Annotated in this window: 16 protein-coding genes and 2 pseudogenes; 8 read left to right on the forward strand and 10 right to left on the reverse strand. The window is 66.3% G+C overall.

Annotated features, from left to right (window positions below; genetic code table 11):
• The 5 genes and pseudogenes from QZZ33_RS08065 to QZZ33_RS08085 form a co-directional block, all read right to left on the reverse strand.
• Positions 1-172, reverse strand: a pseudogene (locus tag QZZ33_RS08065) (DNA polymerase IV); the annotation flags it as partial.
• A gap of 103 nt (positions 173-275) precedes the next feature.
• On the reverse strand, positions 276-1184 hold the full coding sequence (locus QZZ33_RS08070) for an EamA family transporter (RefSeq protein ID WP_291379264.1): 909 nt from the start codon (positions 1182-1184) through the stop codon (positions 276-278).
• Positions 1185-1222: 38 nt separating this feature from the next.
• Positions 1223-2176: an alpha/beta hydrolase gene (locus QZZ33_RS08075; protein ID WP_291379265.1), complete on the reverse strand. Its 954-nt coding sequence runs from the start codon at positions 2174-2176 to the stop codon at positions 1223-1225.
• A 208-nt stretch (positions 2177-2384) separates the two neighbouring features.
• Entirely contained in the window at positions 2385-2978 is a 594-nt protein-coding gene (locus tag QZZ33_RS08080) for a cadmium resistance transporter (RefSeq protein ID WP_291379266.1), read from the reverse strand.
• A complete protein-coding gene (locus QZZ33_RS08085; RefSeq protein ID WP_061961091.1) occupies positions 2975-3334 on the reverse strand; it encodes a metalloregulator ArsR/SmtB family transcription factor in 360 nt (119 codons plus the stop codon). The genes QZZ33_RS08080 and QZZ33_RS08085 overlap by 4 nt, the downstream gene beginning before the upstream one ends.
• 193 nt (positions 3335-3527) lie before the next feature.
• Between QZZ33_RS08085 and QZZ33_RS08090 the strand changes: the two genes are divergently transcribed.
• The 5 genes and pseudogenes from QZZ33_RS08090 (at position 3528) to QZZ33_RS08105 (ending at position 7423) form a co-directional block, all read left to right on the forward strand.
• Positions 3528-4124 (forward strand): recombinase family protein, encoded by a 597-nt coding sequence (locus QZZ33_RS08090; RefSeq protein WP_226097646.1) that lies wholly within the window; start codon positions 3528-3530, stop codon positions 4122-4124.
• A 7-nt stretch (positions 4125-4131) separates the two neighbouring features.
• On the forward strand, positions 4132-5259 hold the full coding sequence (locus QZZ33_RS08095) for a DDE-type integrase/transposase/recombinase (RefSeq protein WP_366475858.1): 1128 nt from the start codon (positions 4132-4134) through the stop codon (positions 5257-5259).
• Positions 5229-5528 carry a Mu transposase C-terminal domain-containing protein gene (locus QZZ33_RS12530; protein WP_366475885.1) on the forward strand — a complete coding sequence of 100 codons (300 nt, stop codon included), beginning with the start codon at positions 5229-5231 and terminating at the stop codon, positions 5526-5528. The genes QZZ33_RS08095 and QZZ33_RS12530 overlap by 31 nt, the downstream gene beginning before the upstream one ends.
• Positions 5525-6342, forward strand: a pseudogene (locus QZZ33_RS08100) (AAA family ATPase). Before QZZ33_RS12530 ends, QZZ33_RS08100 begins: the two are co-directional and overlap by 4 nt.
• Before the next feature lie 112 nt (positions 6343-6454).
• Positions 6455-7423 carry a YafY family protein gene (locus tag QZZ33_RS08105; RefSeq protein ID WP_291379268.1) on the forward strand — a complete coding sequence of 323 codons (969 nt, stop codon included), beginning with the start codon at positions 6455-6457 and terminating at the stop codon, positions 7421-7423.
• 82 nt (positions 7424-7505) lie between these two features.
• On the opposite strand, the gene dcm is transcribed toward QZZ33_RS08105, so the two are convergent.
• The 4 genes from dcm to QZZ33_RS08125 all read right to left on the reverse strand — a co-directional run bounded on the left by dcm (position 7506) and on the right by QZZ33_RS08125 (position 12310).
• On the reverse strand, positions 7506-8891 hold the full coding sequence (gene dcm, locus QZZ33_RS08110) for a DNA (cytosine-5-)-methyltransferase (protein ID WP_291379270.1): 1386 nt from the start codon (positions 8889-8891) through the stop codon (positions 7506-7508).
• 53 nt (positions 8892-8944) lie between these two features.
• A complete protein-coding gene (locus tag QZZ33_RS08115) occupies positions 8945-10150 on the reverse strand; it encodes a hypothetical protein (protein ID WP_291379272.1) in 1206 nt (401 codons plus the stop codon).
• A 41-nt stretch (positions 10151-10191) separates the two neighbouring features.
• The gene (gene trpB, locus QZZ33_RS08120) at positions 10192-11415 is read right to left on the reverse strand and encodes a tryptophan synthase subunit beta (protein ID WP_291379274.1); all 1224 of its coding nucleotides are present in this window, start codon (positions 11413-11415) and stop codon (positions 10192-10194) included.
• Positions 11416-11542: 127 nt separating this feature from the next.
• Complete coding sequence (locus tag QZZ33_RS08125; protein WP_291379276.1) at positions 11543-12310, reverse strand: siderophore-interacting protein; 768 nt, start codon at positions 12308-12310, stop codon at positions 11543-11545.
• Between the two features lie 93 nt (positions 12311-12403).
• On the opposite strand from QZZ33_RS08125, the gene QZZ33_RS08130 reads away from it, so the two are divergent.
• From QZZ33_RS08130 to QZZ33_RS08140, 3 genes are read left to right on the forward strand one after another with little or no spacing between them, the layout of a single operon-like run.
• Positions 12404-13420 carry a PfkB family carbohydrate kinase gene (locus tag QZZ33_RS08130; protein WP_291379277.1) on the forward strand — a complete coding sequence of 339 codons (1017 nt, stop codon included), beginning with the start codon at positions 12404-12406 and terminating at the stop codon, positions 13418-13420.
• 1 nt (position 13421) lies between these two features.
• Positions 13422-14204, forward strand: a complete 783-nt coding sequence (locus QZZ33_RS08135; protein ID WP_291379279.1) for a 5'/3'-nucleotidase SurE — start codon at positions 13422-13424, stop codon at positions 14202-14204.
• Between the two features lie 48 nt (positions 14205-14252).
• Complete coding sequence (locus tag QZZ33_RS08140) at positions 14253-14954, forward strand: hypothetical protein (protein WP_291379281.1); 702 nt, start codon at positions 14253-14255, stop codon at positions 14952-14954.
• On the opposite strand, the gene QZZ33_RS08145 is transcribed toward QZZ33_RS08140, so the two are convergent.
• Positions 14951-16075, reverse strand: a complete 1125-nt coding sequence (locus tag QZZ33_RS08145; protein WP_291379283.1) for an ice-binding family protein — start codon at positions 16073-16075, stop codon at positions 14951-14953. The genes QZZ33_RS08140 and QZZ33_RS08145 overlap by 4 nt on opposite strands.
• Positions 16076-16107 lie beyond the last annotated feature (32 nt).

A 16107-nucleotide genomic window follows, 5' to 3' on the forward strand; every position in this document is an offset into this window, starting at 1 on the left:
CGGTAGCCATCGCTGTGCGCACTCCACGTGCCTTCGCCTCGTAACTCGCGGCCGCCACAACGCCACCGCCGACGATCAGGGGCCGTCCCCGCAGCGACGGCGTGTCTCGCTGTTCTACAGAGGCGTAGAAAGCGTCGAGGTCAGCGTGCAGCACCGTCGCTTCGCCTCGCACGCCACACCTCCTGCCGTCACGCGCCCGTAGGAGCATCGTCCCACTGAGGCAGGACATGAAGAGGACATCTTGCAGGAACGTCGGCGAACTCTCGAGACGGCGCCTACTCGGGCGGAACCACCGTCTCCAAGTGGGCGGGCTCGCGCTGCGACGTCAGTGCGATCGCCGCCGAGACCGCGATCAGGCCGAGGACCTCGATGAGCGTGGGCACTTCCCCGAGCATCACCACCCCCACCAACAGCGCGGTGGCGGGGAACACGGAGAGCAACACAGAGAAGCGCGCCGTAGGCGCGTGACGCAGCACCAACTGATCGATGCCGTAGGGCAACACCGACGAGAACACCGCCACCACGAGGAGCAACGCCAGCAGGCCGGGGTCGGCCATGGGTGGCGCATCGCCTGTGACCATGCCTGGAAGCCCGAAGGGTGCGTACAACAAGGCCCCCACGGCCATCGACACCGACAGCGACTCCAGTCCGGATGGCTCCCCTGGGCGGGGTGTCGCGACCCTACGGCCCAGCATGATGTACCCAGCCCAGCCCCCGGCGGCCAACAGTATCCAGGCCAAGCCGAGGGCAGCGTCGGCGCCGCCGATGTCGAGCGTCACCCCCACGATCATCACGACGCCGACGGCGGCAAGCGCGATGGCCAACCGCTCCCTCCAGCCGCGGCCCGTCAGGGCCCCGACAGCAACAGGGCCGATGAACTCCACCGCGACGGCGGTGCCCAGCGGAAGATGCTCGAGCGCCAGGTAGAACGCGATGTTCATGCCCGCGAGCACGGCGCCAAAGGCCGCCGCGCGCCACCAGGTTCGACGGGTCCAGTGACGTCGCCATGGGCGCAGCAACAGGACCAACACCACTGCCGCGATCGCGATCCTTGACCATGCGATCGAGACCGCGGGCATGCGGTCGAACAGCCCCACGGCCACACCCGCGCCGATGTACTGGAACGTCCCAGACAGGACGAACACGAGCGGCGCGAGCGTCACGAATGCCGAGCGGCGAGTCACGGCGTCACGCTAGCACCGCGGTGCGCCGCGACTTTCTGCTAGCCCGCGGAGGCAGCCTCCTGTCGCTCCAGCCAGGCCACCATCAGGTCATTGAGCTCCTCGGGCCGTTCCTCCTGGATCCAGTGGCCGCAATCGAGGCTCACCACATCCACGTTCGGCACGAACTGGGCGAGGTTGGCCGACTTGGCCACCATGTCCTGTTCGCCGTAGACCATGAGCGCGGGCTGCTGGATGACCGGCTCGACCTCCGCCAACAGGTGCCAATTGCGGTCAAGATTCCGATACCAATTGATGCTGCCCGTGAACCCCGAGCGCTCGAATGCGGAAATGTAGACCCCGAGGTCCGCGTCGCTCATGACCGGGTCACCTGCCGGGGTCTTCGCTTGGGCCAGGTTGATCATCATCATCCCCGGCTCGGGCGGCACGGCAGGCAGGTTCTTGCGGTACAGATTGCGCAAGAACTGCGACGTATTGGCGTCGAGCACCGCATCGGCCACGCCCGGCTGCCGGTTGAAGTGCACAAAGTAGAAGTCACCACCGAGGAACTGCTCCATCCCCTCGATCCACGGTATCTCACCTCGCTCCTGGTACGGCAGGCTGAGGTTGATCACCTGGGTGACGCGCTCGGGGTGGAGCAGTGTGAGCCCCCACACCACCATGGCGCCCCAGTCGTGACCCACGAACGTCGCGTCCTTGTATCCGTAGTGATCGAGCAGCGCGACGAGGTCGCCTGTCAGATGAATGAGGTCGTAGTCCGACACCTCGGTGGGGCGCGATGAGTTTCCGTAGCCCCGCTGATTGGGGACGATGACGTGGTAGCCCGCCGCGACGAGGGCTGGCACCTGGCGACGCCACGAGTAGGCGTGCTCGGGCCAGCCGTGGCAGAGCACGATGGGCTTGCCTGCGTGTTCTTGGCCGGCTTCGAAGACTTCGAGTTCCACACCGTTCACTGAGACAAGGGTGGGCTCCGGAAAAGCGCTGGGGTTGGTCATGTCGTGTCCTTTCAATGGGGCGCCGACGCTGGGTTCGGCTTGTTGGGTCCCACCACCGTGTGGCTTCGTTCGCTTGATGGCGGGGTTTTTGCAGCGCTCCGTGGCGGTCTTGTTGCCGCGATCACGCAGGACTGGCTGCAGGTAGGTGTCGCGGTCTGAACCGAGAGGGGTGCGCCCGGTCGGGGCTGTTTGGATCGCTGCCGCTACGTCAGAGTCCGAAGGCTCCGCCGCTGACGAGGATCACGATGCCGAGGCCGATGAGAACGATGGGGAAGAGGATGTGCTCCCAGCGTTCGAGCACTTCGGCGATCGGGGGGCGGGTGGCGACGAACTTTGCCAGGGCCACCAGGACCGCGACGAGCGCGAGGAAGACGATGCAGTAGGCGACTACTGCGAGAGGTTCCACGCTGAGGAAGACAGGGGTGTAGACGCCGATGTTGTCGCCGCCGTTGGCAAGGGTGACGCCTGCGACTGTCCACACGCCGACCTTCTTGCCGGCAACCTTGGCCTCGTCGTCATCGTCTCCGCGCCAGGCCTGCCATGCGGCCCAGAGGCCGAGGCCCAGAGGGATGAGACCGAAGTACGGGATGGCTGCCGAGGGCAGGAATGCTCCGGCACCGATGGTCACCAGGACCGTGGCACCGAGGATGCCGGCGAATCCGAGGTACTGGCCGGCCAGAATGCGGGCGGTAGTGCCGCGCTGGCCTGCCCCTCGCGCGAAGAAGAGGGAGAGCACGATGATGTCGTCGATGTTGGTCGCTGCGAACAGGCCCATCGCCTGCAAGACCGAGGTGAGGATCATGCGCCCTCCCCAGTTGCGTCGCATCCGGGAAGCGAGCAGGCGGGATCGATGCACGGGGCGTCTTCGTCCACTGCCAGGGTGGCATCGACCAGTGCCGTCAGCGCCTGCGCCAGGTGCGAATCGGCGATCTCATATCGTGTCCGACGACCCTCGGGCTCGGAGACGACGATCCCGCAATCGCGCAGGCATGCCAGGTGGTTGGACACGTTCGGGCGTGTCAGGTCCAGATCTCGGGCCAGTTCCGCCGGGTAAGCGGGATGGTCGAGCAGGGTCAAGATGATCCGGGATCGAGTGGGGTCGGCCAGTGCACGACCCAGGCGGTTCATCACGTCGAGACGCGAAGCAATAGTCAGCATGGACTGAACTATACAGCGCGCACTGAACACTCGGTCACAGGCGTCAGCCCAGATCGCATGCCCGTAAGGGGAACCCTCACCGGACACCACCGCTACTTATCGAGAGGAACGACGGCACGCCTGGCGGGCTGTCCTGTAAGACCCGTCCGGTGAACTGTCCGGTGAAGGGAGGCTATATGACACACTGGGGAGCATGTCCCCCTTGAAGGTCGGCTATGCCCGAGTCTCCACCGACGAGCAGGACCTGACCGCGCAGCGTGACGGACTCGCGGCGTTCGGCGTCGATCCCAAGCGCATCTACGTCGATCACGGGCTCACGGGCCGCAACGTCGACCGTGAGGGCCTGCGGCAGGCGCTGGCAGCGTGTCGGGACGGCGATACGTTCGTGGTCACCAAACTCGATCGGCTGGCGCGTTCGGTCCGTGATGCCCACCAGATCGCCGACGACCTCGCGGCGCGGGAAGTGAAGCTGAGCATCGCCGGATCGGTGTATGACCCGACCGACCCGATGGGGAAGCTGTTGTTCAACGTGCTGGCGATGGTCGCCGAGTTCGAAGCCGACCTCATCCGTGCCCGCACCCGCGAGGGGATGAAGGTCGCCAAGGCCAAGGGCCGGCTGCGCGGGAAGTCACCGAAACTCACCCCCCGGCAAGAAGCTCACCTCGTCCAGCTACATGCTGCCGACGAGCACACCGTGGGCGAGCTGGCCGAGCTGTTCAGCGTGGGCCGCTCCACGGTCTACCGCGCCCTTCAGCGCGCCGAGCGCGGGCGCGAGAACGCCTTGCAGTAGGTGCGTCGTGGACGCTCGAGCGCGGTGGCGAATCCTCAGGCTCCACGTCGAGGACCAGGTGCCCCTCGCGCGCTTAGCTCGCGAGACCGATGTAGGGCTGCGGACCCTGGAGCGCTGGCACGCCCGCTACCGCGCCGACGGCTACGCCGGACTGGAGACAGCCTCACGGGCGGACGCCGGCTCCCGCCGCCTTCCGCCCGACCTCGTCGACCTGATCGAGGGCCTGGCACTGAGCAAGCCGCGGCCGGCCATCGCCACGATCCATCGCAAAGTCACGGGCATCTGCGCCGCCCGGAGGTGGCCGGTCCCCTCCTACTCGGTGGTGTGGGACATCGTGCGGACCCTGGATCCCGGCATGGTCACCCTCGCCCTGGAGGGCGCAGCGTCCTACCGCGACAAGCACGAGCTGGTGCTACGCCGGCAAGCAGAGCTGCCCAACGCGATGTGGCAATCCGATCACACCATGCTCGACATCCTGGTGGTGGGCACCGACGGCAAGCCCGCACGGCCGTGGCTGACAACGATCCTCGACGACTGCTCCCGGGCGGTCTGCGGCTACACAGTCTTCCTGGGCGCACCGTCGGCGATGAACACCGCCCTGGCGCTGCGCCAAGCGATCTGGCACAAGACCGACCCGGCCTGGCCGATGTGCGGCCTGCCCGACGTGCTCTACGTCGACCACGGCAGCGACTTCACCAGTGACCAGCTCGCCCACACCGCCGTCGACCTCCACATCCGACTGATCCACTCCACCGTCGCCCGACCCCAGGGACGGGGCAAGATCGAGCGGTTCTTCGGCACCATCAACACCGAGCTACTCGCCACCCTGCCCGGACACATCACCGAAGGGCACCCCTGGCCGACACCGAAACTGTCCCTGGCCGCCCTCGATAGCGCCCTGGAGGCGTTCGTGGCCACCTACAACGACCGCACGCACAGCGAGCTCGGAACCTCCCCGCGCAGCGCGTGGATCGCCGATGGCTGGCTGCCCCGAATGCCCGAGAGCCTGGAAGACCTCGACAGACTGCTGGTGACCGTCGCCAAGACCCGCGTCTGCGCCGCGATGGCATCCGCTTCCAGGGCCTGCGCTACGTCTCGCCAACTCTGGCCGGCTACGTCGGACGCTCGGTCGTGATCCGCTACGACCCCCGCGACATCACCGAGATCCGCGTCTTCGATCACGACGAATTCGTCTGCAAGGCCGTCAACCAAGAGCACCACGACCAGAAGGTCAGCCTCAAGGAGATCCAGGCCGCGCGCAACGCCCGCCGCCGGGCGCTGCGAGCCGGCATCAACGAACGCATCGCCCTCGTGGCCGCACCTACCGAGACGCCACGGATCACCGAAGCACCGGCTCCGGCGCCGAGGTCGGCGTTGAAGATCTACAAGGAGGACCTCAGGTGAGCCAGCGCTTCATCGTCACCAAGGAGCACCGCCGCTTCACCGAGTTCGCCGACGCCGTGCGCCGCGGGCACACCATCGGTTTGTGCTTCGGATCAGCCGGCGTAGGAAAGACACTCTCCGCGCGCCGCTACGCACACTACGAGAAGGCTCATGACCTGCTGACCTACTGGGGGCCGCGCTCCGACAACGACGCCAAGATCTACGCCGCCTTGAACCGGAGCCGCACCGTGCTCTACACCCCCAGCGTGCTGACCACCCCGCGGACCCTGAAGGACGAGCTGACCCAAGCCATCACCCGCACCAACATGTGCATCGAGCAGCACCTCGTACCTCCCGGCACGGCCACTCCCGAGGCCTGGGGATGGCGACACGGCAGGAACTACGTGGAGCTGATCATCGTCGACGAGGCCGAACGACTGCGTCCCGCCGCTCTGGAACTGCTGCGCGATCGCTACGACCGCGACGACATCGCCCTGATCCTGATCGGCATGCCCGGCCTGGAGAAGCAGTTCAGCCACTACCCCCAGTTCTACAGCCGAGTCGGCTTCGCCCACCAGTACCGGCCCCTGGGACAAGACGAACTGCTGTTCGTCCTCGAGCGACACTGGCGATCCCTCGGCAAGACCCTCGACCCCGACGACTTCACCGACGCCCAAGCCATCGCAGCCATCGCACGGATCACCCGCGGCAACTTCCGCTGCTCGAACGCCTCTTCCCCCAGATCCAGCGGGTCCTGAAGATCAACGAACTCGACACCATCACCAACGACGTCATCGAAGCCGCACAGAGCACCCTGGTCATCGGTGTCACCTGACCCCGCCACGAAGCGACCGAAGAACCCCGCCATTCAGCAGACGAAGTCACACCCACCACCGTAGGAGGCATTGCGGACCGATTCGGTCCTCTAAACGTGCAAGACTTTGGACATGCGGAAAGACCCCACCGGCCGAGCGCTGCAGTTGCTCTCGCTACTGCAGACGCATCGGTTCTGGCGCGGTGCCGAACTGGCCGACCGCCTTGAGACCACGGAGCGCACCGTGCGCCGGGACGTTGACCGGCTCCGCGAACTGGGCTACCCGGTGGATGCCACGTCGGGCAAGTTCGGTGGCTATCGGCTTGCATCGGGGGCGCACCTTCCACCGCTCGTCCTCGACGATGATGAGGCCGTCGCGGTGGCCGTGGGGCTGCGCTACGCCGCTGGGGCCGCGATCGACGGCATCGAGGAAACCTCGTTGCGCGCACTCACCAAGATCGAGGCACTCTTGCCCCACCGTTTGCGGCGACGGGTCTCGGCGCTGCACTCAAGCGTCACGTCGGCACCCGTCCTGACCGACGACCACGTGGTCGATCCCGAGGCGCTCAGCGTGCTCGCCGCCGCCTGTCGCGACCGTGAGGATGTCCGCTTCGGGTACCAGTCGAGCGAGGGCGAAGCGAGCCGCCGTCGCGTCGCGCCACACCAGTTGGTGACCGCCGGCCGACGTTGGTACCTGGTGGCGTGGGACCACGATCGCGCCAACTGGCGGATGTTCCGCCTCGACCGGCTCCAGGACCCGCGCGCGGTGGGAAGCCACTTCACACCCCGCGATATCCCTGGAGGCAACGCGGCGGCCTTCGTCGCGAGCGCACTCGGCTCGACGCCACCGCACGTTGAGGCGACACTGGCCATCGACGCCACGGCCGCCGAACTCAAGGGCGTGCTGCGGTGGATCGATCACACTCCCGTCCAGACGGAGGGTGACCGCTGCGTCGTCCAGATTCGCAGTGAAGACCTCGGCCGACTCACGATGACCGTTGCGCGCCTTGCGCTCACCGCGCCGGTCGAGGTGATCGAGCCCGCCGAACTTGCAGGCGCCGTCAGAAGTCTCGCCGTCAATCTCGGCCACCCACCTCGATGACTTGGTCCACACCGAGTGGACGATGCCGACTCTGCAGGCTCTGGCCCTTCCTGGGGGGATCAGCTCAGCGAGCTCGAGATCCCTATACGTGCTCGACCGTTGGGGCATCGACGCCTTGCACGGCAGCGAGGATCCGCCGACCAGCCTCGGTAGCCATCAACAGCGGCTTGTCGCGCTCGACGTGAGCTCGAAGCACTTGGAACACCACACCGGTATTGACGCCGTTGCCCAACTGCTTGAAGGTCGCCGCATCGCGTTGGTCACCGAAGTCGAAAGTCTCAGGAAGACCCTGGAGACGTGCAGCCTCACGCGTCGACAGCCTTCGACCAAGCGGCCCGATGATCGGCGTCTGTGTGATCGCGACGAGCGCCGGAAGGTGTGTCGGACGCTTCACTCGCAGTCCGGAGGGCCGCAAGGAGATGACGCAGTCCCAGAGTGAAGTCGTTCCTTGGGCCTGCCACTCAAGTTTGCGACGCGACTCGGGGAACGTCCGTACAGTGCGCAGCCAATCCCGCATTTGGACGTCGCCCAGGAACTCTCGCAGAGACTCGTAGAGGTCCAAGTTCTTGCGCAGAAAGTCAGCCTTCCAAGCCGGCGCACCGTTCATCTGCTCGGCGTGGGTGCGCTTAGAGACCCAGGCGTCCGTCCAGATGGGGAAGCCCGGGAGGTTCCTCAGCGGCTCACCCGTAGTGGCCGCTTGCTGCGCACGCCACGCGCGCATGACCTGCACCATGACTTCCCAGTGGTCTATCCACGTGCGCTCGGCCGCGGTGATCTCGGTCCCTGGGATATCGTGCGCGCGGTCCATTGGCAGGTCTTCGATGAGATCCCACTCGCGGTGCATCAACACCTCGGGGGGGAGCGCGACGGGCATGGGCTCGGGATCCATGACCATGCCCTCGGGCACCAGAGTCGCGGTGATGAACACACGCTCGCGCACCTGCGGTGTCCCACCGTGCTCGGGCGCGATCTTGTGGGGCGAGAAGATCGCTGGCGTGGACGAGACCTGATAGCCAGCGTCACGGAGGTGGTCGATGATGACTGCCCACTCGTGGCGGTGACGCGGACCAACGAGGTTGCGAACGTTCTCAAGCACGACAATCGTTGGCTTGCGAACGCGCAGGATCTTCTCGATGTGGAAGAACAGTGTGCCGCGAACCTCGTCCATACCGCGCTGCGCGCCCGACTTCGAGAAGGGCTGGCACGGGAATCCGCCGGCCAGGATGTCGTGGTCGGGGACTATCACGCGAGAGTCGTTGGCATCCTTGGTGATGTCACCCAGCGGGTCGTTGCCCCAGTTGCGCCTGTAGACCGCAGCGGCGGCGGCGTCGATCTCGACCGCATACGCGTGTTCGCCACCGAGCGACTCAAACACCGACGCAAACCCGCCGAGACCCGCGAACAGGTCGGCGTAGCGGAAGGCGGTACCCGAAAATTCGGGTCCTGGGGCAGCGAGGGCTTCGAACACGTGTTCAGCTTAGCTTGAGGGTCAGACAAGAACAAGCTTTGTCGACCTCGTGTTCATGGTTTGGCCTCGTGAGAATAGATCAGGAAGTTGTCGATATTCGTCTTTGAGATCATGACCTTGACGGCACGATCTGCGCCGCTGGGCTGATGCCCCTGATTGAAGGCACCGAGGACGATGTGGAAGTTAGCCTCGTTGATCTCGAGGATCTTCATCCGCGCGAAGCGAACTGCAGACTTGAACCTGCCGGCGTACGAGAGCGGGTCGTATGACTTCCGGGGCACGTACCCCATCGAGCGTCGCCACTCATTCCACTCGATCACGGGACCATCGTCTTCATCCCGGCTATGCCACGTCTCGTGTTCGTAGATCACGTACCAGAAACGCCCATACTGTTCCACGCAACGCTTGAGGTCTGCCGCGTCGTTCCCCGGCGCCACGGATGACGCAACGTTGGATGCCTTGAGGTCACCAAAGAATGACACTCCGCGTCGCTCCTTGAAGACAAGGTCGTAGTCAAAGTCGCCACGACGCTTGGCCTTCTGGAACCCGACAAGCTCATCAACGCCGGTGCGCCTCAGAAACTCGTCCACGCGGTACTCGAGGAAGAACCCTGCCCACTCACCCTGGAACGCATCGGGCCACTCGAAAGCGTGCATCTCGACAACTGCATCCATCGCGGCAAGACGCGCACCCGTGAGGAACTCGGCATTGAAGCCCTCGAATACGTCGAGGTAAATGTTCTCCTCGCGAACGACGCCCAGCAGGTAGTCCGCAAAGAGGTCGGAACGGACACTCGTCAGGCAATTGCCGTTGCGGTCAGTCCGCGCAAAGACACCTTGAGTCTGGGCCTGGAACAAGTCGTTTGTCGCCACATGCGCTGCGGAGTTGTTCGCCTTGCGCTGGACGTAGGTACTGGGATCAAAGTCGATGAAGACTGTCACATCGCGGTAGTGATAGATGCCAATGAATCGTGGCGTCAGACCATCGGCCAGCGCACTCTGGTACACGTCCACCCATGGACGCGGAATCTGGATCCTCTTCTTGAACCCTGGCCACGGGTGCCCCAGGTGAGTGACCTGCGCAGCCAAGATCAAGTGCTCACGGAAGCGAACGACGCGCCTGCCAGCGTAGGTATCGACAGTTCCTCCGGGAAGCGCCTCAACGAGGAGATCGAACTTCTCGTTGGGGCTAAGAGTCGTGTCGACGTCGTCAAGAAGTTCGCCGCGAGGCCCGATCTGATCTACAACGACGTTCCCCATGATGCTTTCCTACCAGAAGCAGGCACCTCGGCACCCGATCCCTACTGCCCAATGCCCCAGTTCTCGATGACGTAATCCATGTCCTTGTCGCCACGACCGCTGAGGTTCACCAGCACCGTGCCGGTGCCCATCTCGCGGGCCGTGACCAGCGCGTGCGCCACTGCGTGCGCGCTCTCGAGCGCCGGGATGATGCCCTCCTTGCGGCTCAGCGCGAAGAACGCATCGCGGCAGTCGTCGTCGCTCGCCGTGACGTAGCGGACGCGGCCGGTGTCCTTGAGGTAGCTGTGTTCCGGGCCGACGCCTGGGTAGTCCAGTCCGCTCGCGCACGAGTACACGGGCGAAGGGTTGCCGTCCTCGTCTTGGAGCAGGTAGCAGTTGAAGCCGTGGATGACGCCGGGGGTGCCGTACGTCATGGTCGCTGCGTTGTCGCCCACGTCAGTCCCGCGCCCCAGCGGCTCGACGCCGATGAGCTCGACCGGGTCGTCCAGGAACGCCGAGAACATGCCGATCGCGTTGGACCCACCGCCCACGCATGCCTCGACCACGTCGGGCAGGTTGCCGGTCATCTCGTGGAACTGCTCGCGGGCCTCGATGCCCACCACCTTCTGAAAGTCGCGCACCATCATGGGGAACGGGTGCGGGCCCACCACGGAGCCGATGCAGTAGATCGAGTTTTCGTAGTCCGCCAGGTAGGCCTCGAAAGCCGAGTCGACGGCCTCCTTGAGCGTGCGGAGTCCGTGCGTGACCGGCACGACCGTTGCGCCCAGCAGCTGCATGCGGCTGACGTTCGGGGCCTGCTTCTCGATGTCGACCTGGCCCATGTGGATCTCGCACTCGAGGCCAAAGTGAGCGGCGGCCGTCGCGAGCGCGACGCCATGCTGACCGGCACCCGTCTCGGCGATGAGCTTCTTCTTGCCCATGTACTTGGCCAGCAGACCTTCGCCCATGCAGTGGTTGAGCTTGTGCGCGCCGGTGTGGTTGAGGTCCTCGCGCTTGAGGTAGATCTGCGCGCCGCCGTTCTCCAGGGAGAGCGTGCGCGCGTGGTACACCGGCGTCGGCCGCCCCTGGAAGTGCGTACGGATGTAGCGCAGCTCGTTGATGAACGCGGCGTCGTTCTCGATCTCGTGGTAGGCCCTGGTGATCTCCGCGAAGGGGCCCTCGAGTTGCGGCGGGAGGAATTGCCCGCCGAAGGCTCCGAAGAAGCCGCTCTCATTGGGGACGGTCTCGCGGCGGAAGTTCTCGCGCGTGGCACTGATCTCGCTCATCACACACCTCATCGTGGTCGGTCAACTCGCGCGGCGAGCCTACACCCGGGACTCGCGAACGGGACGGGACCGACACCCCTGGCGAATCAGTCACAGCGCTTCGGGTGATTGCCCCCAGCGACCGCCGCTACGTGGCGTCCTCGGCCTCCATCGCCGCGTTGAACTCGCGCTTGCTCGACTGCCAGCGGTCCTCGTTGAGGCCGGTGCGCCAGTAGCCCGAAATCGACACTCGCGAGCGATCAAGCCCCGCCTCTCGGAACAGGAAGCGTCGTAGCGGCTTCACCATGTCCGCATTGCCGTGCACGAACGCCTCCACCACACCATCGGGCACGCCCGCCGCGATCACGGCTCGCACCAGCGCCTCCCCATACGGCAGCCCGTGTTCGTCCCGATGCACCCACGTCACCGTGGTGCGCGATGGCACCCGCAGCGGCTGATGATGAGCGGCCGACGCCACCTCCAAGAACACCCATGCGCGGGCATCGGCCGGGAGGGCCTCCAGCGCGGCGGCGATGGCGGGGATGGCCGCCTCGTCGCCCACCAGCAAGTGAGCATCGGCGTCGGCGGCGGGAGCCCACGCCCCACCAGGCCCCATGAACGAGATCTCGTCGCCAGGCACCGCAGACGCCGCCCACGGCCCCGCAAGGCCCTCGTCGCCGTGGATCACAAAGTCGATTGCCATCTCATTCGCGACGCGGTCAAGCCACCGGATGGTGTACGTCCGCGTCACATCACCAAACTTGAGCTTGACGTAGTGGTCAGTGAACGTGAGGTCGGGCAAGGCGCGCACGCCGTCGCCCGTCAGGATCACGCGCACCATGTCGGGGGCGACGGCCTCGGTGCGGGACACCGTCGCGGTGTGGACGGGGCGCGGCGGGCGGTTGGGGGTAGCCATCACTCACTAGCGTACGAGCGCCGGGCCCGACGAGCCACACGCTTGTGGGATCACACCGCGCGGGCCCATCGGGCTCGACCTACCATGGCAAAGATGAACGCCTCCCCTCCCGATCACGCCGTCAGCGAGAGCAACTCCGCCGTCGAGCCTGGCCCACGCGTCTCGGTGCTGGCACCGGCGCCGGTGGTGGTGGTCGAGATCACGAATGACCCGAGCGGGGATGGTGACGAGGTCCGGTCGACGGTCCACATGCATCCGGGCGGCCAGGGCGCGTGGGTGGCAGGCATGGCAGCCGCCCTTGGCGCCGAGGTCTCCATCTGTTCGCCGCTCGGAGGCGAACTAGGCGAGCCCCTACGCCATTTGCTCGCTGCAGACGGCATCACCGTCATGGACGTGGGAGTCGGCGCTGGCACTGGCGCCGCCGTGGTGGACCTGCGCAGGGGCGAGCGGGTCGAGGTGGTCACCATGCCTCCACCACCACTCGACAGGCATGACCTTGACGACCTGTATGGCATGGCGCTGGTCGATGCCCTCGAGTCCAAGGTGGCGGTGGTCACAGGGGTCGATCCGCCCGCCTTGGTCCCTCCCGATTTCTTTGCCCGCTTTGTCGCCGACGTGCGAGCGGCGGGCATTCCGGTGGTGGCGGACTTGGCGGACGACGCCGCGCTCGCCGCGATCGACGAGTCACCCACCGTGCTCAAGATGAGCCACGAGGAGGTGCTTGCGGCCGGCCTGGTGGACGAGGACAACCTGAATGCATTGCGTGCGGCTGCCGAGAAGTTGGTCGCAGGAGGCATCCGGGCCGTGGTGATCTCGCGGGCGGACAAGCCTGCGCTGCTCGTGACGGCGGGCGGCGCGCGCCTGGTCTCCAGCCCGGCCATCCGGCCCGTGGTGCACCGCGGCGCTGGCGACTCAATGACCGCAGGGATTGCCGTGGGCCTCGGCCGAGGCTTGGACATCGAGGATTCGTTGCGGCTCGGCGCGGCCGCGGGAACGCTCAACGTCGCCCGTCGCGGTCTCGGCTCGGGCCGACGCGAGCAGATCGAACGACTCGCGGAGAAGATCGAGATTGCCGAAGTGAGAGAGACCGACGCAGACAGGAGGACCTGACATGCGCGTACTCGTCACCAACGACGACGGAATTGGCTCGGCAGGATTGACGGTGTTGGCCGAGGCGGCGCTCGCCGCGGGCCACGAGGTCACCGTCGTGGCACCGCACCACGAATACTCGGGCTCCAGCGCGGCCCTCATGTCGCATGAAGAAGACGGGCATCTGGTCTTCGTGGACGCCCGGCCGCCCGGCCTGGACACGCGCGTCACGGCGTTCGGGGTCAAGGCCGCGCCGGGCCTCATCGGCTTTGTGGCGAGTTCCGGCGCGTTCGGATTCACGCCCGACCTGCTGCTGTCGGGAGTCAACCTGGGAGCAAACACCGGTCGCGCTGTCCTCCACTCCGGCACGGTCGGCGCCGCGCTTTCCGCCGCGGCGCATGGGGTCCGGTGTATGGCCGTGTCGATTGCCGCAGGAGAGCCGCAGCACTGGGAGACAGCGCGCGCCGTGGTGGACCGGAGCCTCGAGTGGCTCACCGAGCATGACATCGGCGACCGCGTGCTCAACGTCAACATCCCGGATATCCCGGTCGACGAGTTGCGAGGCGTGCGGCCCGCGACGCTGGCCAGTTTCGGTGCCGTGCAGGCGCGCGTGAAGGAAGAAGGCGTGGGGTTCGTCAACCTCACCTACACCAAGGTCGAGCCCGGCGAGGAGCCAGAGACTGATCACCACCTGTTGAGTCGCGGCTGGGCCACGTGGACTCTGGTGCGGGCGCCGGTAGCCGACCAGTCGGGAGTAGACCTCCCACGGATTGACCTGGCTGACGTGGCCGACCCCCGCGCGTGAGCCCGCTCCGTTTGCAGCACCCCCGCGGGGCGTGTTTAGCCTGGAAGCATGACTACACGAAGCCGATTTCCCATTGCGGTCGTCACGATCGCGACGCTCACTGCGTGTAGCAACGGTGGCGCTACGCCGTCTCCCACGCAGACCACCACCACCTCGCCCGAGCCGACCGAGACAGTGACGGCATCGCCCTCACCCGAGCCGGAACCGCGCCCCTCCCTCGCGGAGCTCACGGTGTCGCCGAACGGCTTGCTCCCGATGCGCATCGGCGAGGCTCCTGACGAGGGAACCTCGGCGCAGATGCTGGAGTTTGACGAGGAGTACTGCGCGGATTTGGCGATGGGCGATGAGCCGGAGAGTTCCGGCCGCTGGGTATCCACGTACGACCGCGTCGAGGGGCATTTTGGCGGCGAGACCGAAGCGTTCACGGTGTCGGTGAGCAACGAGATCGTGACGCGCATCGACGTGTTCGGGCTCGGCCTCGAGACCACGGACGGCGTGGGGATCGGGACGCCAATCGACGAGTTGCGGGCGACCTATCCGAACCTCGCCGAGGGCTCCTCTGGCGGCGATTTCTCGACCGTGTGGTGGCTCATCGGCGAGGAGGGCAACCTCGTCTTTGAGACGCAGGAGGAAGGCGGCAACGGCACAGGAGGCCAAGAAGTGGTCATCCTGATGCGGATCATCGAGGCCAGCTACGACCCGGACTTCTCTGCCGCCGGTACCGACGACATCGCGGGTGGCTGCCTCTAGGCCCGAACGCGGCGCCCGGCTCCCCACAGCAGGACGAACCCGAGCGACACCAGACCGAGGGCCATCGCCGAGACGTAGGCAGCGTCGGCGCCGGTGTCGGCGAGCTCGTCGCCTGCTGCAAACACCGCGCCTGCAGTTACCTCTATCGAGTAGGTCTCCGTGGCGGCTGGACTGGCGCCGTTGCTTGCCGTGATGTCGAACTCGGACGTGCCCTCCGCCGTCGGCGCTCCAGAGACGACTCCCGTCGTGGCGTCGAGCGTGAGCCCGGCTGGGAGCGATCCGCTGGACACGGCGTAGGTGGGCGTGGGCATGCCCGACGCGGTGATCGTGTACGAGTAGTCGACCCCCACCACCGCGTCGCTGGGCGTGCCTGACGTGATCTCGGGGCTGCTGGTGACCGTGCCAGCAGCGGCACAGCCAGTCGGCGCAGTGATGGTGTTGGTGTCGAGCGTCACTGCGCCGGTGCGCGCCAGCAGTCGACCAGTGATGACCGCGGAGGTGTTCGCGGTGATGGACGCGTCGGCCATCACGGTGCCCACAAAGTTGGCTCCGCTGCCGATGGTCGCTGAACTGCCGACCTGCCAGAACACGTTGCACGCGCTGGCGCCGCCCGTCATGGTGATGAGCGCGCCCGACCCCACGGTGAGCGTCGAGGACGCCTGGAACACCCACACGGACTCTGCGGTTCCCGCGAGCGTGAGTTCGCCGTTGAGCGACAGGGCACCGCCTGAGTACACGCCGGGTGTCAGCGACATCCCCGCGAGGTCCCCCAGACCCGTTTGCGTGGGCGTGAGACCAGCGGCCACGCCGTAAGCGGTGGTGAGATCCACCTTGGCCTGGGCCGCGACGGCGTCCGTCTGATGGAGCGTGCCACTAAAGATGCCAGGCGGGAAGCCGGTGACGGAGGTCCCCGGGCTCAGGCCCACGTCGCCGTTGACGATGGAGGAGCCGGTGTTCGTGACCGTGGTGTGTGCCAACACGCCGAAGGGTTCGGCGGTGCCCATCCCGATGGGGCCGTCGATGGAGGTCGCGGCGCTTGCCGCGGCGACTGGCACCAGCGCGAAGAGTGCGGCGCAGGCCGCCATCACGGACAGGCGGATGGACAGCGATGTGTGGGCCACGGGTGCGCCCCTCTCAGAAAGGAGGAGCACCA

Source organism: Demequina sp. (assembly GCF_016278775.1).
Taxonomy (GTDB): domain Bacteria; phylum Actinomycetota; class Actinomycetes; order Actinomycetales; family Demequinaceae; genus Demequina.